This is a genomic window from Pantoea pleuroti (genome assembly GCF_014156615.1).
Taxonomy (GTDB): Bacteria; Pseudomonadota; Gammaproteobacteria; order Enterobacterales; family Enterobacteriaceae; genus Pantoea; species Pantoea agglomerans.
This window is the reverse complement of sequence record NZ_SBFD01000002.1, coordinates 731,658-756,318: the sequence shown is the minus strand read 5'-3', so window position 1 is coordinate 756,318 and position 24,661 is coordinate 731,658. Positions and strand designations below refer to the sequence as shown.

Here is a 24,661-nt window from a genome sequence, read left to right as displayed (position 1 = left end):
CGCTTACCGCTTACCGCTTACCGCTTACCGCTTACCGCTTACCGCTTACCGCTTACCGCTCAACTGCCTGTAACCTATCCGCTCTTATCGCCACCATGCTTAAACCGGCCCGCCGAAGCAGGCCGTTGAGAGGGATTAACGCAGTACGGGTTGCAGTGAGAGCTTGCCGGTATTAAACACGCTCATCGCTTGTGCCATACGCTCTGCCTGATCCTGCAGTGCTTGTGAGGCGGCTGACGCTTCCTGTACCAGCGCGGCGTTCTGCTGCGTCACCGCTTCCATCTGGGTAATCGCCTGATTGATTTCATTAATGCCGCTGCTCTGCTCGCTGCTGGCAATAGTGATTTCGCTCATAATGTTTGCCACGCTCTGCACGCTATTCACTACTTCACCGATAGTTGAACCGGCGTGCGTCACCAGCTTGCTGCCTTCATCGACTTTAGCGACGGAATCTTCAATCAGTACCTTAATCTCTTTGGCCGCTGAGGCTGAACGCTGCGCCAGATTACGCACTTCACTCGCCACGACCGCAAAGCCACGACCCTGTTCACCCGCGCGTGCCGCTTCAACCGCAGCATTCAGGGAGAGAATATTGGTCTGGAAGGCGATGGAATCGATAACGCTGATGATATCGACAATTTTTCGTGAGGAGAGGGCGATCGCTTCCATCTTCTCAATGACCTGCTCCATCACCACACCACCTTCACGCGCCACGCTGGAAGTGGTGGAAACCAGGTGATTGGCTTCACGCGCGTTGTCGGCATTGTGTTTCACGGTCGATGTCATCTGCTCCATAGCAGAGGCGGTCTCTTCCAGCGAACTGGCCTGCTGTTCGGTGCGGGTAGAAAGATCAAGGTTCCCGCTGGAGATCTGATTAGAGGCCACAGCAATAGTGTCGGAGCCGGTACGCACTTCAGTCACAATCGACAGCAGATTATCGTTCATTCGTTGCAGCGCCTGCATCAGGACGCCGGTTTCATCGCGTGAGGTCACCTGCATCTGTGAACTCAGATCGCCTGCGGCAACGCGTTCAGCAACGTCAACCGCTGCAACCAGCGGACGCACAATAGAACGGGTCAGGAAGTAGCCCAGCAGAATAGACGCCAGAATCGCCAGCGCGGAGAAAATCAGCGTAATGGAGATAGCCGACTGACCATTTTCCACAATACCCTGACCTTCACTGCGCAGCTGTGCGTCCTGAGAGTTGGCAAAATCCACGGCATCCTGAAGGAATTTGTTCTGGGTGGCGGTCATCGATTTCAGGACATAGGTGCTGGCAGCCTCAAAATCACCCGCTTTCACCAGGGTGATCAGCTCTGCTTTAACCTTCTCAAAAGCCTGGGAAGAGGCCAGCAGACCGGCGATCTTTTTCTTGCCGACCGGCGTGACCTGAATATCTTCGATCTTTTTCATCGCGCTGTTGGTGCGCTGCGTGGCTTCATCCAGCTGACCATAACGCTTCACATTCATTTCCGGACGTGTCGTGTCAATCACCATGCCGCGCAGGTATTTGATCTGATCGTTGACGCCATCGCGCACATCAAATGCCAGTCGTACTTTCACATAACGATCGTCAACGATCGAGGCGATCGCCGTATTAATGCTGTTAATCCTGGTTATGGATGTCACGCCAATCACTATCAGTAACGTCACAATAATACCGAAGGCTGCTGCGAGCCGCATTCCCACCTTCATATTCTTGATACTGAACATGTTCTCTTCCCCGTTTTATTATTAATCAATTTATTAGCAACACTCAGGTTCCCTGCTGTTGTGCGCAGTGCCTTGCTGATGTCTGTGGTCACAGCCGCAGGCAAAAAGGTGATCTCGCGCATACTGTTATCGGAGCGCGATGTTGTAGCTTTAATAATTTTTAAGTAATAACGCCGGGTGAATAAATAGTCAGTAAAAAACATCAGAAAGGGTTAAGTAATAACCAGAGGAAATTCAGACAAAAAAAGGGCTGTCAGCAGTGATGCTGACAGCCCGATCCAGACAAGGATGAATGGATTCAGAAAACTAAGAAGTAGAGGCCTGTCCAGAACGCGACGCTTAACGTGACGGCGCTAATCCAGGCCAGCTGGCGTAAACGGCCACGCAGCAACTTTTGATGGGAAGGCGAAGCAGGTGCAGGCGTAACGGGTACAGTTTCAATGTGCATAGTCGGTTCCTGGTCAGGTCAGCCATTCCGCTGGCTAAAATGTAAAAGCGTGCCGGGGCATTCCTGGCGGCCCGCATTCGCTTAGCGGGCAGTATCCAGAACGTTGAAAATCACGTCTGACAGCTCATTCAACTCAAACTTCGCTACATAGCCGTCGGCACCCACTTTGCGCACGTGATCTTCGTTGGCGCTGCCAGAGAGTGAAGAGTGAATAACGACCGGCAGAGCCTTGAGGATCGGGTCACGCTTGATGTTGCGGGTCAGCGTAAAACCATCCATCTCTGGCATTTCCAGATCGGTCAGCACCAGGGCGATTTTGTCGTGAATCGATTCGCCGGCAGCCTGCGCTTCCTGGCTCATCAATTTAATTTTTTCCCATGCATCGAGACCGGTGTTAAACATCAGCGCCGGAATGCCCATACTCTTCAGGCCCTGCTCCAGCAGCTGACGCGCGACTTTGGAATCTTCTGCCACAATCGCCACTGCACCTGGGCGGTAGTTGAAGGCACGCGGTCTGGCCGCTTCCGGTTCGACGCCGCGCACTGATGGGATGATGTCATACAGGATTTGCTCAACGTCCAGCACCATCGCCAGCTCATTGCTCTGCTTGTCACTGTCCAGGCAGGCGATGCTGGTAATGTTGCGGCCGCCGATACCGGCTTCGGCGGTATGCACCTGGCTCCAGTCGAGACGCACAATGTTCTCAACTGACTCCACGGCAAACGCCTGGGTATTACGGGCATACTCGGTGACCAGCAGCAGGTTAAGACCGGTTTCCGGCACACAACCCGCCACGGCAGGCAGGTCGATGACCGGAATGAACTGGCCACGAATACTTGCCATACCCAGCAGCGGCGAACGCATGCCTGCGGCTTTGGTGATAGTGGGCATCGGCACAATTTCACGCAGCTTGAAGACGTTAATGCCAAACAGTTCAGACTTGCCTTTCAGCTGATCGGAACCTAAGCGAAACAGCAGCAGCTCAAACTTGTTCGATAACGCGAGGTTCGCTCTTTCATCGATCTCTTTCTGAAAATTATCCATGGTTGCCTCTGCATTAACGCAGCTGGTGAAATAGGGTGTGAACAGGTTATCGGCAGCAATCGAAAAAAGGTGAGAAGAGAAGGGTGAAATAAAACGGACGCCAATTAATGTGCCAGGATTAACCCTGAAGGTTCAACATGGACACCTTTCCAATAAAGGAGTGTGAAATGAAAAAAGTAATTTTGGCGTCGTTGCTGGTGATGATGAGTGCGGGTGTTTCGGCCGAAGAGGGTGGATACAAAGCAGGCGATACGCCGCCGCCGCAACACAAGCAGGATGCCGGCTATAAAGGTTCAGAAGATACCGGTCAGACGCACATTGATCAGATCCGCGATTTCCGTCAGGGCGGATATGTGACGCTGGAAGGTTACATCGTGAAGAAAGAGCAGGGCGAACGGTATCAGTTCCGTGACAACACCGGTACCTTACCGATTATCGCGCCGAAGAAGACCTTTGGTGGTAAAACCTACACCGCAGAAGACAAAGTACGCGTCAGTGGCAAGGTACAGGGCAAAGGGGATAAAACCACGCTGCATGTGAGCCAAATCGAAGAGCCGTAACAAACCGGGCGAGGTAATTTCCTCGCCCGTTTTATTTAGTCCTTCAGCAGAATCGCCCGGCAGGTTTTGCCTTTGATTTTGCCCTGCTTGAGTTTCACCAGCGCATTTTTGGCCTGATTCGCTTCAATCGCCACGTAGGCGTGGGTCGGCGTCAGGACAATTTTGCCGATCTGCTCCGCGCGATAACCCGCTTCACCCGTCAGCGCGCCCAGAATATCTCCCGGACGTATCTTAGCTTTACGGCCACCATCAATGCACAAGGTCATCATAGCTGCAGGCAGCGGCTTGCTGCTGCCCTTTTTCAGCGTGCTGGCAGAGACCCACGGCAGCTTCTGCTGCAGGAAATCTTCCAACGCATGCGCGCGAGCCATCTCATCGGCAGCAACCAGGCTGACCGCGACGCCATGTTCGCCCGCACGTGCCGTACGACCAATGCGGTGCAGGTGAATTTCAGGGTCCCAGGCGAGCTGATAGTTAACCACCATCGCCAGCGATTTGATGTCGAGTCCGCGTGCAGCGACATCGGTGGCGACCAGCACGCGACCACTACCGTTAGCGAAGCGGATCAGCACGCGTTCGCGATCGCGCTGCTCCAGATCGCCATGCAAGGGCAGGGCGCTGATATCACGCGCGTTAAGCGCCGCGGCGACATCATCACATTCACGTTTGGTGTTGCAGAAGACCACACAGGATGAGGGCTGGCGATCGCTGAGCAGGGCTATCAGCAGACCCAGTTTTTCATTGTGGCTGGCTTCGAAAAACTGCTGATCGATTGAAGGCAGTTCGCTGACATCTTCTGTCACCACGCTCAGCGCATCACGCTGAAAGCGGGTGCTGATAGCCGTAATGCCGTCTGGCCAGGTGGCGGAAAAGAGCAGCGTCTGGCGCAAGGTGGGCGTCGCTTCAATGATCGTTTCCATATCATTCAGGAAACCCATCTCCAGCATCCGATCGGCTTCATCCAGTACCAGCGTGCTGAGCTGGTCCAGCTTGAGGTTTTCGCGGTTAATGTGGTCGAGGATACGACCCGGCGTGCCGACCACGATATGAGGCGGATGCACCAGCGAATCACGCTGTGCGCTCATCGGCTGTCCGCCACACAGAGTGAGAACTTTTATGTTGCGGGTGAAGCGCGCCAGCTGGCGCAGCACATTGCCTACCTGATCCGCCAGTTCACGGGTCGGACAGAGAATCAGTGCCTGGGTCTGAAAGCGGGCGCTGTCGATATGGTGCAGTAAACCAATACCAAAGGCAGCCGTTTTACCGCTGCCGGTTTTCGCCTGCGCGCGCACGTCGCGTCCCTGCAGAATGGCGGGCAGCGTGGCGGCCTGCACGGGCGTCATGCTGGTGTAGCCCATCTCGCGCAGGTTTTCGAGCTGGCTGTCGGGAAGCGAATTGAGGGTAGAAAAAGCGGTCACGGGCGCGGCCTCTGAGGCTGAAAGTGTAGGGCATTATTGCGGGGCAAGTCTGGCAGAAAGCACGCCTGACAGCAACGGGAACCTCGATGGTTAGCAGTATGAAACTATATCTGTCAGAGGGCTTAGGAATAGACTGAAGTTTACGGGAAAAAGGTGGTTTATTTTTATAGATTAACCCCGACTCCATGTGATTGTTCCAGGGTGACGATCTTTTGAGGCCAGTGATTATTTTATAAGTAGCCGTTTTTTAATATTTATTTCATTGTTAATCAGATAAATCCTTAACTACTACTCCAGTAATAGAATTAATCATTAAAAAATATCACCACTGGTGCCGATAAAAATCCTGAGCTAATTGCTTTATATTTAGCGCGCCATATTCCTGGTACAACGACCGGTAGAGGGTATTTGCATTGAGTAATCGCATCCAGGGACCACATGAAAATGTGCTTAAAATAGTAGGCCGCGCCGTACTGACACTGCATGTTCATGGAGAGAGCTTATCGGCTGATAAGATCGCTTCGATGATTGCGTGTTATGCGGAAGATGAGCCCTGTGATCAGGAAGATCGTCGCTTATACGCGCTGGCAATGGAACTAATGTCGAATGATAAATGGGCCAAAAGCGCGTAACCCGCACTCCGCTCAGGTAAATGCAGAGCCTCCCTTGTGGAGGCTCTGTTGTTTTTGGGGGGCGTATCAGGGGACAGGTTTGGGCAGTAAGGTCGCTTCTGGCAAATCCTGAGCAGGTATGTGTTAGCCGCAGAGCAGGCTTGAGGGAGCATACGCCCTCCGCAAAGACGCAACACCGCCACCCCTGGCAGGCTCAGCGCGGGCGATTACGCACCTCGTCCCTGAGGTGCGCCCGTAGCCGGGCCAACGCTTTGCGTTGTTCAAAAACGCTCCCGGCGTTTTTAGTACGCACCTCGTCCCTGAGGTGCGCCCGTAGCCGGGCCAACGCGTTGCGTTGTTCAAAAACGCTCCCGGCGTTTTTGTCCGCAGTCCTGCTGTTTCAGGCCGGGGCCAGCGCAAACACCGGTTTACCGCGCGAGAACGTCGCGACGACTGGCGAAATCCGTGCCACGGCTTCGGCGGAACAGCTCGCCGCTACCAGCATCATGCTCGCTTCATCGCCCGGTGCAGGCCACTGGCGTTCACCCTGGGCTGTCAGCGGCAGCCGATCGTCTGTGGCGATCGCCAGCGCCCGCGACAGCGAGAACTCATTCGATCCCCGATAGAGCTGCGCATAGAGGTTCGCTTTTTCCAGCATGCTGCCGGTGCCAAACGGTGACCAGTGATCGATAACGCTGTCGGTACCGGTCATCACCTTCACGCCCGCTGCCTGTAATTGCGGTGTAATTGCGGAATCGGCATGGTCAGCTTGCCGATCGGCAGCGTAGAGGCGACGCTGAACTGCTGCTCCGCCAGCCCTGCGATCATCTTATCCAGCGTACTGCCGGACAGGGTCGCCAGTGCAAAACCGTGGCTCAGCGTCACTTTGCCCTTCAGCGCCGGATTCTTTGCCACGGTGTCAATCATGTACTGAATCGCCGCCACGCCAGCAGGTGAGGTTTCATGCAGATGTATATCCACGCCGCGCTGGTAGTCGAGCGCAATCTGGAACATCGCATCCAGTGACTTCTCCATGGCACCATCGACATTGGTGGGGTCCAGGCCGCCGACATACTCAACGCCGTGCTGCATCGCCTCGCGCATCAGCCCATCGACCTGCGAGTGCAGCAGGCCATGCTGTGGAAAGGCCACAATCTCGCAGGGAAAGGCGGGGTGACGGGCTAATGCCGCCTGCAGATGCTCCAGACTTTGCAGGCCGCTGACCGGATCGATATTGCAATGGCTGCGGGCGCGGGTGGTGCCTTTGGCGTGCAGCAGGGCGATTAACCCTTCGGCGCGCGCCTGAGAGTGCGGCAGCAGTTGCGGAATCAGCACCTGTTCACGCGCAATCATGTCCATGATGGTTTTGCCCTGACGGGGACGCGGAGCCTGCCACGGGCCGCCGTAGAAGGTTTTATCAAGGTGGATATGCATATCCTGGGTGGCGGGCAGCAGCAGGGCATCCTGTGCATCCCACGACGGCAGGGTGCTGTCACCCTGGCCGGCGGGTGTCAGCTGGTCAATTTTACCGTCGCGCACGCTGATGTCGTAACGCCCGGTCCGGGTCGCAACGATCTCATCATCCTCACGGATAAAGCCCTCCTCCAGCCGCACATTGCGCAGCAGATAGTGATCCTGCCGGGGCAGGGTGGCGGGCTGGTCGGGATTGGTGGAGGACAAAGGTGATGGCGTGGCGGCACTGGCCTGGCCGAGACCGACGGCCAGCAAGCCGCCTGCGGCGGTCCAGCGGACGCTCTGGCCAAGGAAATCACGACGGCTCGGCGAAGAGGAAATAGGCATCAGAGGCTCCTGCAAAGTGAACAAGGTCTTAATCTGACAAACGACGCTCCACCCTGCTGCGTTATTTTCCACTGACGACTATTCGATATCTCACTGCCAGCGCAGCTGGCTGAAGGTGGCCAGGGATTGCGCCAGCTCGCGCTGCAGAGGATCCTGCGGATCTCGACAGAACAGCGCCAGTTCGAAGGTATCAATCACCGGCAGACCCTGTTCCGGGCCCAGTACCCGATGTTGCGGCAGGCGACAGCTGGCGGGCAGTAACGTCAGCCCCAGACCCTGCGCACTGGCGGCGGCCAGCGCGACAAGGCTGGCGCTGCTGTAACTAATGCGCCAGCTACGGCCCAGTGCATCGAGCGTCTGACATACCTCATCGCGATAGAGCCCCTGCTGGGGAAACAGCACCAGCGGTACCGGCGTCTGCTCAAAGCAGGGCCACTCTGCGCTATCGAGCCACAGCAGGGGTTCAGGACGCGACGCCAGCGGACGCTCGCCGTAGGGCTGCTTAATCAGCATGATGTCGAGCTCTTCACGCTGCCAGGCGCGACGCAGCTCCACCTGCATGCCGCTCATCACGTCCAGCCGAAGTTGCGGATGGTCGCGACTGAAGTGCGCCAGCAGACCGGCTGTGGGCGCGGCGAAATCTTCCGGCACGCCAAGACGCAGCACGCCGTCGCGCCACTGGTCACTCAGCACATCGTGCGCTTCCCCATTCAGGGCGATAATCCGCCGGGCGTAGCCTAAGAGTTTCTCGCCCTCTTCGGTGATCTGCACCTGATGCGAGGAGCGGTTCAGCAGTTCTTTGCCGACCATCTCCTCCAGCCGCCGCACCTGCTGGCTGACGGTGGACTGCGACAGGTGCACCCGGTCGGCGGCGCGGGTGAAGCTGGCGGTTTCGCACACCGCGACAAAGCTGAGCAGCTGCTGCGGAGTAAACATCGGCTGACGATTCATATTTCCACTACCTGGCAGAGTTATATTTCATTTCCAGATAGTAACGACTGCTGCCAGGCTGGCAACTTTTAACTGTGTGGATCTCAGATGAAGAGAGAGAACAACCTGCTGCTGGCGGCGCTGGTGCTGGCCGGGCTCAATATGCGACCGCTGATGACCTCGGTCAGTCCGTTACTCGGCGAGCTGCGGCAGAGCATCGGTCTGTCGCCGCTGGCGGCCTCGCTGTTGCCTGCGGTGCCGATGATGATGATGGGTGCCATTGCGTTAGTCAGCGCCCCGCTGATGCAGCGCTTTGCGGTACGTAAACTGCTGCTGGGTGGCCTGTTGCTGCTGTTGCTGGCGCTGGTGAGTCGGCTGTTTGTGGCTGACGGAGGCTGGCTGGTGCTGAGTACTGTGCCGGGAGGGGCGGGCATTGGCATTGTGCAGATGGCGATGCCGGGATTGATCCGTCAGCGCTTTGGCAGCCGCAGTGCCGGCGTGACCGGACTGTGGGCAGCGGCGCTGATGGGCGGCGGTGGGATTGGCGCGGCGATCTCGCCGTGGCTGAATGGGCAGCTTGGCTGGCAGGGCGCGCTGAGCAGCTGGGCGCTGCCGGTGGTGCTGGCCATCCTGCTCTGGCTGTTTATCACCACCCCACGTGCAGCCCGGACGGAGGCCGCCGCTCTGCCTTCGCTGTGGCGGAAAACCCGCGCCTGGACGCTGGCGTTGAGCTTCGGTCTGGTGAACGGCGGATATGCCATCTGTGTCGCCTGGCTGCCCGATTTTTATCATCAACTCGGCTGGAGCGCGCAGGCGGGCGGTTCACTGCTTGGCATGATGATCGGCTGTCAGGTCACGGGTGCGCTGCTGCTGCCCTTGCTGGCGCGGGGCCGCGATCGCCGTCCGCTGCTGCTGCTGACACTGGCGATGCAGTTCAGCGGCATGCTCGGTTTCCTGTTTGCGCCACAACTGGCGCCGTGGCTCTGGGCGGGGATTGCGGGCTTCGGGCTGGGCGGGGCATTTCCGCTGGCGCTGGTGCTGGCGCTGGATCATCTGGAGCAGCCGCAGGCTGGCGCGCGGCTGGTGGCTTTTATGCAGGGCGTCGGCTTTATTATCGCAGGCAGCATGCCGTTTATCGCCGGGCAGTTGCATGCGCTCACCGGTCACTTCGCCAGCGTCTGGTTATTGCAGGCGGCGGTCACGCTGCTGTTAATCGTGCTAAATCTGCGTTTCCATCCGCGCAGCTATCAGCACGCCTTTCCGGAGGTGAATCGCTGATTTTGGTCCGACCAATCCCGGCAATATTTTTCTCTGGTTCACACTCCGGGAAAATTCGCGCATCTTCTGTTGCCACAGGTTAACAATGCGTTAACTATCTGTTGCCATAAGCCCCGACATAACGGTTTGGTCTGACCAATCCGGGGCAGATGGCACCAGCGCTGCGGCTGCGTGCCACGTCACCTTTTCCTCTGGAGATACTGGCATGCAGATCTGGCAACAAAACTACGATCCGCTGGGTAATATCTGGCTTTCAAGCCTGATCGCACTGATCCCGATTCTCTTTTTCTTCTTTGCGCTGATTAAGCTGAAGATGAAAGGCTACCTGGCGGCCACCACCACCGTGGTGCTGGCGCTGCTGGTGGCGCTGTTTCTCTATCAGATGCCGGTTGCACAGGCGCTGGCCGCTGTGGTGTATGGCTTTCTCTATGGCTTGTGGCCGATTGCCTGGATTATTGTCGCTGCGGTGTTCGTCTACAAGATCTCAGTCAAAACCGGCCAGTTCGACATTATCCGCGCCTCTATCCTGTCGATTACTCCCGATCAGCGTCTGCAGATGCTGATTGTCGGCTTCTCGTTCGGGGCGTTTCTGGAGGGTGCTGCGGGCTTTGGTGCGCCGGTGGCGATTACCGCCGCGCTGCTGGTGGGACTCGGCTTTAATCCGCTCTACGCCGCCGGGCTCTGCCTGATTGTGAACACCGCGCCAGTGGCCTTTGGCGCGATGGGCATCCCGATTATTGTGGCGGGGCAGGTGACCGGGCTGGACAGTTTTGCCATCGGCCAGATGGCCGGACGCCAGCTGCCGCTGCTCACCCTGATTGTGCTGTTCTGGATTATGGCGATCATGGATGGCTGGCGCGGAGTGAAAGAGACCTGGCCGGCGGTGGTGGTGGCAGGTGGATCGTTTGCCATTGCCCAGTTCCTCAGCTCCAACTTCCTGGGTCCGGAGCTGCCCGATATTATCTCGTCGCTCGCCTCGCTGATTTCGCTGACGCTGTTCCTGCGGGTCTGGAAACCGGTGCGCATCTTCCGCTTTGCCGATGCAGAGGCGAAACAGGGCGATCCGTTGCTGCCACCGCAGAAGTATCGGCTGGGGCAGGTGATCCGCGCCTGGATGCCGTTCCTGTTTCTCACCGCCACCGTCACGCTCTGGAGTGTCCCGCCGTTTAAAGCGCTGTTCGCCAAAGGCGGTGCGCTCTATGAGTGGGTGCTGGCTATGCCGGTGCCGATGCTGAATGAGCTGGTGGCGCGGATGCCGCCCGTTGTCGGCACTGCAACCCCTTATCCGGCCATCTTTAAACTGGATCTGGTGTCCGCCACCGGCACCGCTATTTTAATTGCGGCGATCATGGCGATGATTTTCCTGCGCATGAAGCCAAAGGCAGCATTGCAGACTTTTGGTGAAACGCTGAAAGAGCTGGCGCTGCCGATCTACTCCATCGGGATGGTGCTGGCCTTTGCCTTTATCTCGAATTACTCCGGGCTGTCTGCGACGCTGGCACTGGCGCTGGCGCACACCGGCCACGCTTTTACCTTCTTCTCACCGTTCCTGGGCTGGCTGGGCGTCTTCCTGACCGGATCAGACACCTCATCGAATGCGCTGTTTGCCGCTTTACAGGCCACGACCGCGCAGCAGATTGGCGTCTCCGATATTCTGCTGGTGGCGGCCAACACCACCGGTGGCGTGACCGGTAAGATGATCTCGCCGCAGTCGATCGCCATCGCCTGTGCGGCGGTCGGGCTGGTGGGCAAAGAGTCTGACCTGTTCCGGTTTACCGTTAAACACAGCCTGATTTTCACCTGTATAGTCGGTGTGATAACCACGCTTCAGGCCTACGTCTTCCCCTGGATGATCCCATGAGCAGTAATGCCGATCCGCTGGTGATGCGCCTGCGGGCCTATATCACCGAACATCAGCTCGAGTCGGGCATGCGTCTGCCCGCCGAGCGGCAGCTCTCTGCGGAGCTTGGCGTCTCCCGCTCCTCGCTGCGTGAAGCGATACAGCAGTTGATCAGCAACGGCATGCTGATTAGCCGACGCGGCGGCGGCACCTGGATCCGGCAGCAGCTGGCGCCCTGGTCGGAACAGCGCATCGTCGAGCCGATTCGCCAGCTGCTGCGCGACGATCCCGACTACCGCTACGACATTCTGGAAGCGCGCCATGCCATCGAGGCCAGCACCGCCTGGCACGCTGCACTGCGCGCCACCGACGCCGACAAAGAGAAGCTGCAGTACGCTTTCGACGCCACCCTGAAGCTGAAAGAGAGTGACGATCCCGATCTCGCCGCCCAGGCGGATGTACGCTTCCATCTGGCGATTGCCGAGGCGTCGCACAACGTGGTGCTGCTGCAGACCATGCGTGGCTTTTTTGAGCTGCTGCAATCGTCGGTGATGCAGAGCCGTCAGCGCATGTATACCCAGCCCGCGATTTTCGCCCGCCTGACTGAACAGCATCAGGCGCTGCTTGATGCGATCCTCACGGGCGATGCCGAAGCTGCGCGCCAGGCGGCGATGCAGCATCTGGGATTCGTGCACACCACCATGAAAAGCCTGCATGAAGATGAAGCGCGTCAGGCGCGCATCACCCGCTTACCGGATAACGACACACGCAACCCAAAGGAATCTGACTGATGATTATCTCCGCTGCCAGTGACTATCGCGCGGCCGCGCAACATATCCTGCCGCCGTTCCTGTTTCACTATCTCGATGGCGGTGCCTATGCCGAGCACACCCTGCGTCGCAACGTCGAGGATCTCTCGGATGTGGCGCTGCGCCAGCGCATTCTGAAAAATATGTCGGAACTGAGTCTTGAAACCAAACTGTTCAATGAAACCCTGTCGATGCCGGTTGCGCTGGCACCGGTCGGCCTGTGCGGCATGTATGCCCGCCGGGGTGAAGTGCAGGCGGCGCGCGCGGCAGACCTGAAAGGCATTCCGTTTACCCTGTCGACGGTCTCGGTCTGCCCGATTGAAGAGGTGGCCCCGCAGATTAAGCGTCCCATGTGGTTCCAGCTCTATGTGCTGCGTGACCGCGGCTTTATGCGCAATGCGCTGGAGCGCGCCAAAGCCGCCGGTTGCTCTACGCTGGTGTTTACCGTGGATATGCCCACGCCGGGCGCGCGCTATCGCGATGCGCACTCCGGGATGAGCGGCAATCACGCGGCGCTGCGTCGTTACTGGCAGGCGGTCACCCATCCACAGTGGGCGCTGGATGTGGGTCTGCAGGGGCGTCCCCACGATCTGGGGAATATCTCCACTTATCTGGGCAAGCCTACCGGGCTGGAAGATTACATCGGCTGGCTGGCGAACAACTTCGATCCCTCTATCTCGTGGCGCGATCTGGAGTGGATCCGCGAGTTCTGGGATGGACCGATGGTGATCAAGGGCATTCTCGATCCGGAAGATGCGCGTGATGCGGTGCGCTTTGGCGCCGATGGCATCGTGGTCTCTAATCACGGCGGACGCCAGCTGGATGGTGTGCTCTCCTCGGCGCGTGCGTTGCCAGCCATTGCCGATGCGGTAAAAGGTGACATCGCGATTCTGGCGGACAGTGGCATTCGCAACGGGCTGGATGTGGTGCGGATGATTGCGCTGGGCGCAGACAGCGTGCTGCTGGGACGGGCATTTATCTATGCGCTGGCAACCCACGGTCAGCGCGGCGTAGAAAACCTGCTGACGTTGATTGAAAAAGAGATGCGCGTTGCCATGACCCTGACCGGCGCGAAGTCGATCGGTGAAATCACCCGCGATTCGCTGGTGCAGGCGGAAGCGTTACTGGCACCGCAGAGCACACCGCCACGTCCCCGCGCGGTGAGTTGAGCCTGCGAAAATGAATGTATTGTCTATACTTAGCTTCTTTACCAACAGGAGGAACGACATGACCATTCATAAGAAAGGTTCGGCGCATTGGGAAGGCGATATCAAAGGCAAAGGCACCGTCAGCACCGAGAGCGGCGTGCTGAGCCAGCAGCCTTATGGCTTTAACACCCGTTTTGAAGGCGCCAAAGGCACCAACCCGGAAGAACTGATTGGTGCGGCGCATGCAGCCTGTTTCTCTATGGCGCTGTCGCTGATGCTGGGCAACGCGGGTCATCCGCCGGAAAGCATTGATACCACGGCCGACGTGTCGCTGGATAAAAAAGGCGATGGCTTTGCCATCACCAAAGTGGCACTGACCAGCACCATCTCGCTGCCAGGCATTGATGAGTCGACCTTCGATGAGATCATCAATAAAGCCAAAGCGGGCTGCCCGGTTTCTCAGGTACTGAACGCGGAAATTACGCTGGATTACACCCTGAACAACTGATGCCGGTAACGGGTCGCCTTTTGGCGGCCCGGGCGTTATGCTATGCCTCACCGGTCCTGTTGCTGACCGGAACAGATGCGCCTTCTGGCGCATCTTCGCTTTCTGAACAGAGGAAACTGAGGTGACAAGATACCGGGCAGCCAAAAAGTACTGGAAGATGGTGCTGGTTCTGTTGTGCATCTGTGGCGCGCTGCTGCTGATCCGCTGGGCTGCCATGATCTGGGCCTGAACAGATGAAGGGGATTGGCCGCCACACGCTGGGCATATTATTAATGGTGATTATTGTGCTGGAAGCGGTTCACTATCTGCTTACTGCCTCATGGCTGCCGTGGCGATAAACGCGCTCAGACAAAGGCATCCTCGCGCCTTTTAGCCCGCACATCGCTGCGCGCAATGCGATAAGCCTTGCGGGGATCGCCCACCACAAACTCAAAGGTTGGCGTGTAGTAAAATGGCAACCAGCCGCCATAGCTGCTCTCCCACTCCCATCGGACGGGGCAGGGCCACAGAATGCCATCATACAAAAGATAGTAAACCCAGCGTCCACCAGGACGACGGGGGCGTGATGTTTTCATGGGATTCACAACGATAATGGTTAACAACAGCTTATATTTTGTACGCTAAAGCGTCAGCTTGCAACGTTACAGCCCTGCTTTATTGAACCTGGCCCTGAATTAGCGATGTACTTCGCCGCACAGCAGTACCACATTCGGTCTGACTTTATGAATGCGGTTCGCCATCGTTTCACAGTCGACCTTCGTCGGATAGATGCGCTCTGATACCGGCAGCGCCTCGCAGGCATCGTAGCCGCATGCGCTCACTAACAACACAAATCCTATCAACATAGATCCTCTCCTTTACACGGTCTGGTGGTCCGGACTGTGGTGCTTTTTATCCCTTTTTAACATCCAGTATAGACAAACGTGCCGGGGCAGCATTGTCAGCGTGAGCTATGGTCCGCCAGCCAGGGGGTGATGCGGCGGTCTGTAAGGTGTGTCAGAAGGGGCGGGCCTGGCGCTAGCCTGCGAAATACCAGGCGGGCAGCAGCGCAATCAGGTTATTCAGCGTGTGCAGGAAGATGGGCAGCGCCAGACTGTTACTCCGCAGCCGGGCGTAACAGAGCAGTAGCGAAAACAGCGTCAGGGCGATAAGGGTCTGCCAGTGCACATACTGCGTATGCATCACCGCAAACAGCAGTGAGGTCAGCAGCATACAGGCGAAGCGACTTCGCGGCGCCCACAGCAAAAAGCCCTGTAACAGAAAACCGCGGAACAGCACCTCTTCAAACACCGGCGCCAGCAGCACGGCGGTGAGCAGCAGGATCAGCAGCGAATTACGTCCCTGCTGGGCCTGCATCACCAGCCATCCTTCCGGCTGCATGAACTGCATCTGTGCGGCCATCAGAACAAATAGCGCGCCAGTAAACAGCAGAGTTTGCAGCGTGCAGAGTTCACCCAGCGGCAGGTCGGTGCGGCGCTGGCAGTAAAAGCGGTAAAGCGGGTAGATAACAGCAAATTCGAACAGACAGAGCACCGGCACCAGCAGGCCGTCATTGCGCAGCACGCTGTAATTAGGGAACAGCGTGATCAGCATGGTAACCAGGTAATAGACCACAAAGCTGCCGACGTAGAACAGCGTCAGTGTCACTCTGTCGGAATTGGTATTCATAGGCGACTCTGCCAGCGAAGGTTAGCGCATAGTAGCAATGCACCAGATCGCTGTCGAGTCAGCCTGTAACACAATATTTAAGCGCAAAATGTTAACCGCAGACTAAACACCAGCGCGCGCGCGCCGATAACTGAGGAAACTAATCTGGTCAGCACTGCATGTTGTATTGCAGGCCCTTCATCTCAAACTCTGACTGTGTAGTGAGCACTCTTAATGACTTCTAACCCTCCGGCGCCACCCTCGCCTCCATTCAGACATGCCGCTGAAGACCGCACTGTCCGCTTTACGCGGCGCAGCCTGCGCACACTTTCGCTGCTGCTGTTTGGCGTGCTGGTGCTCTCAATGCTGATGGTACTGACGATTGCGCAGCGGCAAAACAGCTTATCGATTGAGCATGACCAGTTGCTGATGCAGCAGGCGTGGAAAAATCGTCAGGAGGCGATGGTCACGGATATCCGGGACTATGCGTTCTGGGGCGAAGCCTGGCGTAATCTCCATGTCAGGGTCAACAAAGTCTGGGCTTATGACGAAGAGAACTTTGGTCCGGGCCTCTACGAAGAGTATCACTATGAGGGCGTGTTCGTGGTCGACGGCAAGGGTCGCACCACGTACAGCGTCATTAATGGGCAGCTGGTGGATACGCCGCTGGAAGCCTGGCTGGGAAAAGAGACTCCAGCGCTGATTGCGGCGGCACGTCAGCGCAACGACGCGGCGATAACCCGTGATGCGCTGATTAATCATCTGCCCGCCATTGTGGTTGCCGCCCCCATCGGCAGCGGCAAACTGACGAATATGCCGCCAATGGCGGGGCCAGCGTCAGTCATGGTGTTTGTGAATCTGTTCACCCCTGCCAAATTACAGGCGCTGGGCGCCACGCTGGATGTGCGCGAACTGCGCCTGCCCGTCAGTGCAGGGGATGCCCTGCGAGAACCGCGGATGGTGCAACCGTTACCCGGTGGCGATCTGATTGTGCTGCGCTGGACGCCAAAGATGCCTGGCATGGGCCTGGTCTGGTTTCTGTTACCACTGCTGATGCTCATGGCGATCATTATTGGCATTATCACCCATCGCGTAAGCCGCCATGCGCTCTCCAATGCGATTCTCTCTGACCGGCGCTTTGCCCTGCTGGCGATCAGTCAGCAGGAGCTGGCCAACAGTGAAGCGCGGTTTCGCGATCTCGCTGAGGCGGCGTCAGACTGGATCTGGGAAACGGATGGAGAGGGCCGCCTGATTTACCTGTCAGCGCGCTTTCAAACCGTGACCGGCCACGATATTACACACTGGCTGGGCCGTCACATCGATCACCTGCTGACGCATCCCAGCCATTCGCTGGTCGCCTGGCTGCAGCGTCAGGAGGAGGAGGGGCAACAGATGCCACTGCGCTGTCAGTTTATGTCGGCGCACGGCAACCGCCGTATCGGCCAGCTGGTCGCGAAAACAATCTGGCATGACACGCGGCGTATCGGGTTTCGCGGCACGGTATCGGACATCACTCAGAGCATGGAAGCCGAGGCGCGCATTCATTTTTTGTCGCGTCATGACGTCTTAACCGGCCTGTCGAACCGCGTACAGCTGCAGGAGTTTCTGACGCTACACCTTGAACTGCCTGATGGCGCTGCGCCGCTGACGCTGATTACCCTCGATCTCGATCAGTTCAGGCCGATTAATGAAACCTGGGGCCATGCGGCGGGCGATGAGGTGCTGAGCCAGATAGCGCAGCGTCTGAAGCGCTGTATCGGCCCGCAGGAGCTGGTGGCGCGGCTGAGTGGCGATGAGTTTGTGCTGGTGTTGCGTGAAACGAACCGTGAGCGGGTCGATCAGCGTTGTGCTCAGCTGGTGCATGAGGTTCAGCAGCCCATCAGCACCGGCCAGCATGTCCACTATCTCACCGTCAGCATGGGGATTGCCTGTGTACCGCAGGATGCCAGCCATCCGGAAGCGCTGCTGCAAATGGCGGATATCGCCCTGAATGAAGCGCGTGAAGCGGGACGCAATCAGTGGGTCTGGTATGCCAATGAGATGGCCAGTCAGCGTGAGGATAAGCGTGAAATGGCGCGGCGGATTGAGAAAGCGCTGAAGAACAATGAATTTCGCCTGCACTATCAGCCCCGTTATCAACTGCTGACGGGTCAGCTGGCGGGTGCCGAGGCGCTGATTCGCTGGCAGATTGCGCCGGATGAGTGGATTACCCCCGATCACTTTATTCCGCTGGCGGAAAAGAGCGGTCTCATCGCCACCATCAGCGACTGGGTGTTGATGCGGGCGTGTGAGGATGCGCTGGGGTGGGGGGGCGATCGCTATGTTTCGGTTAATATTTCGCCAATGGAGTTCCGCACCAGCGATTTAGTACAGCGGGTTGCAGATGTGCTGGCGAAAAGCGGCCTGCCGGCTATCCGGCTGGAGCTGGAGATCACGGAGAACGTGACCTTTGAACATCCGCAGCATGCGCTTGAGGTGATGCAGGGTTTACGGTCACTCGGGGTAAGGTTAACCGTTGATGACTTCGGCACCGGCTATGCTGCCCTGGGCTACCTGAAGACCTTCCCGTTTAATGGGCTGAAGATCGATCGCTCCTGGATGAAAGATTTCCCGGAGTCGCAGCAGGCGCAATCAGTGGTCGCGGGGATTATTGCGCTGGCACGCGCCTTTGCCCTGACAATTACGGCTGAGGGAATTGAGACAGAAGCGCAGCTGAACCAGCTAAAACAGCTCTCGTGCGAAGAGGGGCAAGGCTACTTCCTCGGTCGACCGATGCCGCTGGCTGCATTCAGTACGCTTCTGGAAAGAACCGCGCAGAACCAGGCTGAACGCGTTTAACGGACTTTGACCGCCACGGCGGTCATCAGCATTGCGCAGACGACAAAAATAATCAGTTCCATCATGACCTCCACAGGACTAAGACTATTCTTAATATTGTAGTTTCCTGGTGTGCTTTTTTTAGGCAATGAGTGCGATTAATCTTAAAAAATGATCTGTGCCGCGATCCGTTTAATGCTGCTGTAACAACTTTACTTTTTAGGGGTTCAGGTCAGCAGGTGCGCTTTGCTACTCTTGGGGCAGGGTTTTACACGTCCAACAGGAGAATCAACGTGAAATTTTATGGAAAAGGGCTGCTGGTAGTGGGGCTGTTTGCATTAACCGCCTGTCAATCTGCCTCTAAGCCCGATACCGCCAGTGTGGCGCACGATCCCGAAGCTGACCGCTGTGGTGCCTCTCAGTTTCAGAATTATGTCGGCAAACCGTTAACCGCGCTGCAGGGTCAGCACTTCGAACAGAAGGTCCGCGCCATTCCCTATAATTCTGCCGTCACCATGGACTTCAACCTTAACCGGCTGAACTTCCTGGCTGACAAAAATGGCAATATCAGCTCAGTTTATTGTGGTTAACGGCAAAGATGTCATAGGTTTGTCATAACGGCAGGCGAGGATAGCAGCGCGTTTAAGAAACTTCCTCGTCACACAATAGATAGTGCTCGTCTTGTTTATTCCCGCCCCGGCGGGAATTTTTTTAGCGGCTTCAGGCCGTAACAGGAGCAGAGAAGATGAAACGCATAATCGGGGCACTTCTGCCCGCATTGTTACTCAGCAGCACACTGGCGCAGGCTTCCAGTGAAGAGGCCTGGCAAAAGAGCCGTCAGGTGATGGTGCAGGCCTGCATTAACGCCAGTCATCTGAGCAAAGTAAAGGTGCTGGGCGAGGCGATCGAGTATGACGACAATACGGGCTACAGCGCACTGTTGCTGGAGGGACGCTATCCCCAGCCGCAGATGAAAAATAAGCGTGGACGTGAGCTGTGCCTGTTTCAGCGCAGCAGCGGACGAGCCAGCATCAGCGAAGCGGATAAATTGCGCTGGGTGAAGTAGGTGGTGGGTTTACGCCTCCGGCTGCGTGTCGATCAACTGCGCCAGCAGGGTGCGATAACGCTGCAACTGTGTCTCGTCGCCTTCCACTTCCAGTTTATCGATAACCCGCGCAATAAGGACTTTATTGGTGGCGGGTTCTCCCGCTTCCATTATTTCACGTAGAATTACGGCCAGCAGATCGGACTCAGGCGGTATTCGCCAGTCCGGGCTGTTAAAATAGTCGCTGATAGCACGGCTGGCGCTGTTAGGTTGTACTCTCATTACCCACCTCCGCTAAAACAAGACCCCCTCCCTTACACCTGAGCATAAGGGTGTATAACCATGAAATAAGCTGGTTCGCCTCAGCGTAGCCGGACGGTCTGCACCGTTTTTTGCGGAGGATGTCGCGCCGATTAAAAAGATTGCCACACCGCCGCGGCTGGCGGTTTTTTAAACATAGAAGCGGGGTGAAGAGTTGTCAGTAACAGAATGACATATTTTTCTATATTGACGAGCCGGGTCAGGGAAGATCGCGTCGGGGCAGACCACCGGCCGCGTGCTTCGCGCTAAAAACCCGGCGGGCTGGAAAATTTGCGCCGGTGATTGCGCTGAATCAAAGAGGAATCCGGTCTTTTGCCATTTGTGCCATGTTTTGTCGGTCACGCTGAGAATAGCCGCGTTAGACTGAGCATTCCCTCTCTTTAAAATATCTGCTCATGCCACGCACTATAGAACCCTGGAAGATAAACCTGATCTCGGTCTGGTTTGGCTGTTTTTTTACCGGCCTGGCCATCAGCCAGATCATCCCGTTTCTGCCGCTCTACCTTGAGCAGCTTGGCATAACCGGTGGCGAATCACTGAGCCTCTGGTCGGGTCTAACCTTCAGTATCACCTTTGTGGTCTCGGCGGCCGTAGCGCCGCTGTGGGGCAGTCTTGCCGATCGCAAAGGCCGTAAGCTGATGCTGCTGCGCGCCGCTTTTGGCATGGGCGTGGTGATTCTGCTACAGGCTTTTGTCACCGAAGCCTGGCAGTTGCTGCTGCTGCGGGCCCTGATGGGGCTGACCTCCGGATATATTCCCAACGCCATGGCGCTGGTGGCCGCTCAGGTGCCGCGTGAACGCAGCGGCTGGGCGCTGAGCTGTGTCTCAACCGGCCAGATTGGTGGGGTGATTCTGGGGCCGATGCTGGGCGGGCTGCTGGCAGACTGGGTCGGTTTACGTACGGTGTTTATTGTCACCGCAGCGCTGCTGATGGTCAGCTTTCTGGTGACGCTGTTCCTGATCAAGGAGACCGGTTACACCCCGGTTAGTAAAAAGGAGAAGCTCAGCGGACGCGAGGTTTTCCGCTCGCTGGATAACCCAAAACTGATGCTCTGCCTCTTTTTCACCACCATGGTGATCCAGATGTGCAACGGATCGGTGAACCCGATCCTGACGCTCTTTGTGCGGGAACTGGCACCCACCGCTGAGAATATCGCTTTTCTTAGCGGGGTCATTGCCGCGCTGCCTGGCGTCTCTGCGCTGCTGGCCGCACCTCGTCTGGGACGGCTCGGCGATCGCATCGGCACGCAGCGTATCCTGCTGGCAACGATGGTCATCTCGCTGCTGCTGTTTATCGCCATGTCGTTTGTCACCAGCACGACACAGCTGGGGGTATTACGTTTTCTGCTGGGCTTTGCCGATGGCGCGATGATGCCCGCGGTGCAGACGCTGCTGGTGCGTCACTCGCGTGACAACATTACCGGCCGGATCTTCGGCTACAACCAGTCCTTTATGTATCTCGGCAATGTCGCGGGTCCGCTGCTGGGCGCCGCGGTGTCGGCGGTGGCCGGTTTCCGCTGGGTCTTTTTTGCCACCGCCGTGGTCGTGCTGATTAACGTGCTGTTTCTGAAGCGCTTTTACCGGCGTCCGAAGACAGTGCTGCCCGCGTCGGCTGGCAAATCGTCAGTTCAGCCTGCCAGCGCTGCTGAGTCAGTAAAAACTCAGGACTGACGCTGGGGCTCCAGGAGTCATCGCCGCCGACACCCATGTGAAAGGCATCCAGATGCAGCCAGCAGCCCGCTTCCGGACGCAGATGGTGGCGGTGTGATGCCTCCCGCAACTGCTCCAGGCTGAAACGGCTCAGTGAGAAAGCGAAATCGCCGCTGACTTGCCAGCTGCCGCTGTCGAGCTGACGGGTGTCGCAGCGCAGACCGTTCTCACCCGGGAAAACATAAGGCGTTGAGAGCTGATCCAGCGGCAGCTCCCAGCGGGAAAATTGCGCGGCCAGCTGGCGATCGGGATAGTTTTCATGCGGACCCAGGCCGAGCCAGCTTACCTGTTGTGGTATCTGCGTCAGCTCACAGCGTAATCCGATGCGCGCGGGCGGCGGCAATCCGCGCGACTGCTCAACGGAAAGCTGCAACTGCAATTCACCCTGCGCGTTGATCAGATAACGTTTACGGCTGATAAAGGCTATCTGGCCATTGGCGAGCCAGCTGTGCAGCGTTTCAATCTGCACCGCCTGCGGCAACGCATTCGCCGTCATCGACACCAGCTGGCTGCTCATCTGGTCATAACCCGCCGCTTTCCAGCGCTCGACCCAGGCATTGGGATCAACCCGTTCCGCTTCGCTGGTGCCGATGTCATTGTCGAGCGGCGCGCGAATAAAGCAGTCCTGAAGCGGTGAAAGCAGCGTGGGCTGTTCATCCACAAACCACTGCGTCAGTTCGCCGCTGTGGCGTGAAAAACGCCAGCGTTGCTGCTGATGGGTAATGACAATCTCACGGGTATCATCATGCAGGTCCGGTGCTTCGCCGCTTTCCGGCTTTGATGGCAGCGCCAGCGATGAGGGCAGCGCCCATTGGTGCCAGGCGACACGCCAGCCAGCTTCGCTCCATTGGGTCGCGTCAATCTGATGAACCGCGACGTTCAGCCAGCATTCGCCCTGTAATGCTGGCGGTGACGGCAGCGTGATCCGCTGCTGGCCCTGTGGAGCGATATCCAGCGGCACTTCTCCTTCCGTTACTACACGACCCGCCTGCTCGATGCGCCAGCGCAGCACTTCGTTGTCACTGTGGCGGAACAGATAGTCGCTGCTGACCGTAAAGCTCAGCGGATCGCCGGGATCGACGTCAAACTGCCAGAACTGCTGGGCGCACTGCGCCTCATAAAGCGCCGGATGCGGCGTGCGATCGGCAAACACCAGCCCGTTCATACAGAACTGACGATCGTTGGGTTTATCGCCAAAATCGCCGCCGTAAGCCTGCCAGGGTTCGCCCTGATCGTCATAGCGGGTCAGGCTCTGATCAACCCAGTCCCAGACGAAGCCGCCCTGCAGACGCGGAAACTGGCGGAAGGCCTGCCAGTACTTAGCGAAACCACCGAAGCTGTTGCCCATGGCATGCGCGTATTCACACAGGATCAGCGGACGCGTCTCACCCGGCAGACCGATCCACTTTTTCAGCGACCATTTCGGCACCGCCGGGAAGGGCTGATCTTCATCAACCCTGGCATACATCGGGCAGATGATATCGGTAGCGGCGGTATCCGCACCGCCGCCTTCATACTGAACCGGACGCGTTGGGTCGCTGCTTTTTATCCAGCGGTAGAGCGCATCGTGCGTGGCACCATGTCCTGACTCATTGCCCAGCGACCAGATAATAATGCTGCAGTGATTACGATCGCGCTGCACCATGCGCGTCACGCGTTCGCTATAGGCGGCGAACCAGCGGGGATCATCGGAGAGCCGGTTCATCGGCTGCATACCGTGGGTTTCGATATTGGCCTCATCCACCACATAAAGCCCATACTGATCGCACAACCGGTACCAGAGCGGATGATTAGGGTAGTGCGAACAGCGCACCGCATTAAAATTGTGCTGCTTCATCAGCTCGATGTCGCGGCGCATCGTCGCCTCATCCACCACCTGACCGCGCTCCGGATGATGCTCATGACGGTTGGTGCCGCGGATCAGCAGCGGTTTGCCGTTCATGCAGAGCAGGCCGTTGTCGATGGTGACCTGACGGAAGCCGACATCATAGGCTTCCACCTCGATCAGCTGCTGATTCTCATCCAGCAGCGCCAGCGTGGCGCGATAGAGATGGGGCGTTTCGGCACTCCACAGCGAAGGCTGTTCCACCGGCAGGCTGAGCAGGGCGCGTTCGGGATAGTGACCCCGCTCGTCAATAATGGCACTGCCCAGCGGCTGCTGACACTGAGCAATCTTCTGGTCACCCTGCCACAGCGTCAGGCGCAGCTGATAGCGTGAACTGACGTCAGCTGGCAGAGCAACACGAACCCGGGCACGCAATTCGGCACGGTAAAACTCCGGGCTGAGCCGGGTTTCCAGCTGAACGTCGGCCAGATGCACCTGCGGTTTATGCATTAACGTGACGTCGCGGAAAATGCCGCTCATCCGCCACATATCCTGATCTTCCAGATAACTGCCGTCGCTCCAGCGCAGCACCATCACGGCCAGCCGGTTTTTGCCCGGCCGCAGATAAGGCGTCAGGTCGAATTCGGCGGGCAGACGACTGTCCTGAGAGTAGCCAATCCAGTGGCCGTTGCACCACAGGTGAAAGGCCGAGTTTACGCCGTCAAAAATGATGCGTGTCTGCCCATTATCCAGCCAGGCTGCGTCAGCGCTCAATGTGAGCGAGTAACATCCGGTTGGATTCTCTGTGGGTACCAGCGGAGGAGTAACCGGAATCGGATACTGCACGTTGGTATAAATGGGCGCATCGAAGCCGTGCATCTGCCAGTTGGCCGGAACCGGAAGGGTCGTGGTGTCCGGCAGATCCTGCAGTATCCAGCTGGCCGGGACCGCTTCAGGCTGCGTAAAATAACGGAAACCCCACTCTCCGTTGAGGCTCTGCAGTGACGCCGAGGGGCTGTCATCCCGCGCGGCTGCTTCATCTCGCCAGCTGGCAAATGGCGGGTGCGCATCCAGCCGATGCAGCGAGGTCACGACCGGATTTTCCCAGTCGCGCCGGGAGAGGATGTCACTGAAAGCAGCCTGAGAGAGAGTCATGTTTATATCCTGTAAATGTAATGCGCTCACAATGC

Annotated in this window: 21 protein-coding genes and 1 pseudogene; 11 read left to right on the top strand and 11 right to left on the bottom strand. The window is 57.6% G+C overall.

The window, feature by feature from the left end:
- Positions 1-135: 135 nt before the first annotated feature.
- From EPG66_RS07595 to EPG66_RS07585, 3 genes are all read right to left on the bottom strand, one after another.
- Positions 136-1,713 carry a methyl-accepting chemotaxis protein gene (locus tag EPG66_RS07595; RefSeq protein ID WP_031590364.1) on the bottom strand — a complete coding sequence of 526 codons (1,578 nt, stop codon included), beginning with the start codon at positions 1,711-1,713 and terminating at the stop codon, positions 136-138.
- A gap of 298 nt (positions 1,714-2,011) precedes the next feature.
- Positions 2,012-2,161 carry a hypothetical protein gene (locus EPG66_RS07590; RefSeq protein ID WP_167861870.1) on the bottom strand — a complete coding sequence of 50 codons (150 nt, stop codon included), beginning with the start codon at positions 2,159-2,161 and terminating at the stop codon, positions 2,012-2,014.
- Between the two features lie 81 nt (positions 2,162-2,242).
- Positions 2,243-3,205, bottom strand: coding sequence for a chemotaxis protein (locus EPG66_RS07585; protein ID WP_010255217.1), 963 nt, complete (start codon positions 3,203-3,205; stop codon positions 2,243-2,245).
- A gap of 167 nt (positions 3,206-3,372) precedes the next feature.
- Between EPG66_RS07585 and EPG66_RS07580 the strand changes: the two genes are divergently transcribed.
- Positions 3,373-3,765, top strand: a complete 393-nt coding sequence (locus EPG66_RS07580; protein ID WP_182686380.1) for a YgiW/YdeI family stress tolerance OB fold protein — start codon at positions 3,373-3,375, stop codon at positions 3,763-3,765.
- A gap of 35 nt (positions 3,766-3,800) precedes the next feature.
- Here EPG66_RS07580 and dbpA read toward each other — a convergent pair whose 3' ends face one another.
- From dbpA to EPG66_RS07565, 3 genes and pseudogenes are all read right to left on the bottom strand, one after another.
- The gene (gene dbpA, locus EPG66_RS07575) at positions 3,801-5,183 is read right to left on the bottom strand and encodes an ATP-dependent RNA helicase DbpA (protein ID WP_115758899.1); all 1,383 of its coding nucleotides are present in this window, start codon (positions 5,181-5,183) and stop codon (positions 3,801-3,803) included.
- Positions 5,184-6,194: 1,011 nt separating this feature from the next.
- Positions 6,195-7,594 (bottom strand): annotated as a pseudogene (locus EPG66_RS07570) (amidohydrolase).
- Between the two features lie 90 nt (positions 7,595-7,684).
- Positions 7,685-8,545 (bottom strand): LysR family transcriptional regulator, encoded by an 861-nt coding sequence (locus tag EPG66_RS07565; RefSeq protein WP_031590361.1) that lies wholly within the window; start codon positions 8,543-8,545, stop codon positions 7,685-7,687.
- Between the two features lie 87 nt (positions 8,546-8,632).
- On the opposite strand from EPG66_RS07565, the gene EPG66_RS07560 reads away from it, so the two are divergent.
- The 6 genes from EPG66_RS07560 (at position 8,633) to yniD (ending at position 14,336) form a co-directional block, all read left to right on the top strand.
- On the top strand, positions 8,633-9,802 hold the full coding sequence (locus tag EPG66_RS07560; protein WP_064704560.1) for a cyanate transporter: 1,170 nt from the start codon (positions 8,633-8,635) through the stop codon (positions 9,800-9,802).
- Between the two features lie 205 nt (positions 9,803-10,007).
- Complete coding sequence (lldP, locus tag EPG66_RS07555; protein WP_182686378.1) at positions 10,008-11,663, top strand: L-lactate permease; 1,656 nt, start codon at positions 10,008-10,010, stop codon at positions 11,661-11,663.
- Complete coding sequence (lldR, locus tag EPG66_RS07550; RefSeq protein ID WP_031590358.1) at positions 11,660-12,433, top strand: transcriptional regulator LldR; 774 nt, start codon at positions 11,660-11,662, stop codon at positions 12,431-12,433. The genes lldP and lldR overlap by 4 nt, the downstream gene beginning before the upstream one ends.
- On the top strand, positions 12,433-13,620 hold the full coding sequence (lldD, locus tag EPG66_RS07545; protein ID WP_182686376.1) for an FMN-dependent L-lactate dehydrogenase LldD: 1,188 nt from the start codon (positions 12,433-12,435) through the stop codon (positions 13,618-13,620). Before lldR ends, lldD begins: the two co-directional genes overlap by 1 nt.
- Positions 13,621-13,678: 58 nt before the next feature.
- A complete protein-coding gene (locus EPG66_RS07540; RefSeq protein WP_010255233.1) occupies positions 13,679-14,107 on the top strand; it encodes an OsmC family protein in 429 nt (142 codons plus the stop codon).
- A 121-nt stretch (positions 14,108-14,228) separates the two neighbouring features.
- The gene (yniD, locus tag EPG66_RS23230) at positions 14,229-14,336 is read left to right on the top strand and encodes a small membrane protein YniD (RefSeq protein ID WP_022625163.1); all 108 of its coding nucleotides are present in this window, start codon (positions 14,229-14,231) and stop codon (positions 14,334-14,336) included.
- A 115-nt stretch (positions 14,337-14,451) separates the two neighbouring features.
- Here yniD and EPG66_RS07535 read toward each other — a convergent pair whose 3' ends face one another.
- From EPG66_RS07535 to EPG66_RS07525, 3 genes are all read right to left on the bottom strand, one after another.
- Positions 14,452-14,682 carry a hypothetical protein gene (locus EPG66_RS07535; protein WP_029519422.1) on the bottom strand — a complete coding sequence of 77 codons (231 nt, stop codon included), beginning with the start codon at positions 14,680-14,682 and terminating at the stop codon, positions 14,452-14,454.
- Between the two features lie 99 nt (positions 14,683-14,781).
- The gene (locus EPG66_RS07530; protein WP_003850083.1) at positions 14,782-14,952 is read right to left on the bottom strand and encodes a hypothetical protein; all 171 of its coding nucleotides are present in this window, start codon (positions 14,950-14,952) and stop codon (positions 14,782-14,784) included.
- A gap of 172 nt (positions 14,953-15,124) precedes the next feature.
- Positions 15,125-15,775, bottom strand: a complete 651-nt coding sequence (locus EPG66_RS07525; RefSeq protein WP_010255238.1) for a CPBP family intramembrane glutamic endopeptidase — start codon at positions 15,773-15,775, stop codon at positions 15,125-15,127.
- Between the two features lie 213 nt (positions 15,776-15,988).
- Between EPG66_RS07525 and EPG66_RS07520 the strand changes: the two genes are divergently transcribed.
- From EPG66_RS07520 to EPG66_RS07510, 3 genes are all read left to right on the top strand, one after another.
- On the top strand, positions 15,989-18,592 hold the full coding sequence (locus tag EPG66_RS07520; protein ID WP_182686367.1) for a bifunctional diguanylate cyclase/phosphodiesterase: 2,604 nt from the start codon (positions 15,989-15,991) through the stop codon (positions 18,590-18,592).
- Between the two features lie 272 nt (positions 18,593-18,864).
- Positions 18,865-19,161 carry an I78 family peptidase inhibitor gene (locus EPG66_RS07515; protein ID WP_031590356.1) on the top strand — a complete coding sequence of 99 codons (297 nt, stop codon included), beginning with the start codon at positions 18,865-18,867 and terminating at the stop codon, positions 19,159-19,161.
- Positions 19,162-19,316: 155 nt separating this feature from the next.
- Positions 19,317-19,637, top strand: a complete 321-nt coding sequence (locus EPG66_RS07510; RefSeq protein ID WP_010255244.1) for a hypothetical protein — start codon at positions 19,317-19,319, stop codon at positions 19,635-19,637.
- Between the two features lie 9 nt (positions 19,638-19,646).
- Here the strand turns inward: EPG66_RS07510 and EPG66_RS07505 are convergent, their stop codons facing one another.
- Positions 19,647-19,898, bottom strand: coding sequence for a biofilm development regulator YmgB/AriR family protein (locus EPG66_RS07505; RefSeq protein ID WP_031590354.1), 252 nt, complete (start codon positions 19,896-19,898; stop codon positions 19,647-19,649).
- Between the two features lie 434 nt (positions 19,899-20,332).
- Here EPG66_RS07505 and EPG66_RS07500 point away from each other — a divergent pair, with 434 nt between their 5' ends.
- Positions 20,333-21,607, top strand: a complete 1,275-nt coding sequence (locus tag EPG66_RS07500; RefSeq protein ID WP_072036913.1) for a multidrug efflux MFS transporter — start codon at positions 20,333-20,335, stop codon at positions 21,605-21,607.
- Here the strand turns inward: EPG66_RS07500 and EPG66_RS07495 are convergent.
- Positions 21,489-24,626 (bottom strand): beta-galactosidase, encoded by a 3,138-nt coding sequence (locus tag EPG66_RS07495; RefSeq protein WP_182686365.1) that lies wholly within the window; start codon positions 24,624-24,626, stop codon positions 21,489-21,491. The genes EPG66_RS07500 and EPG66_RS07495 overlap by 119 nt on opposite strands.
- Positions 24,627-24,661 lie beyond the last annotated feature (35 nt).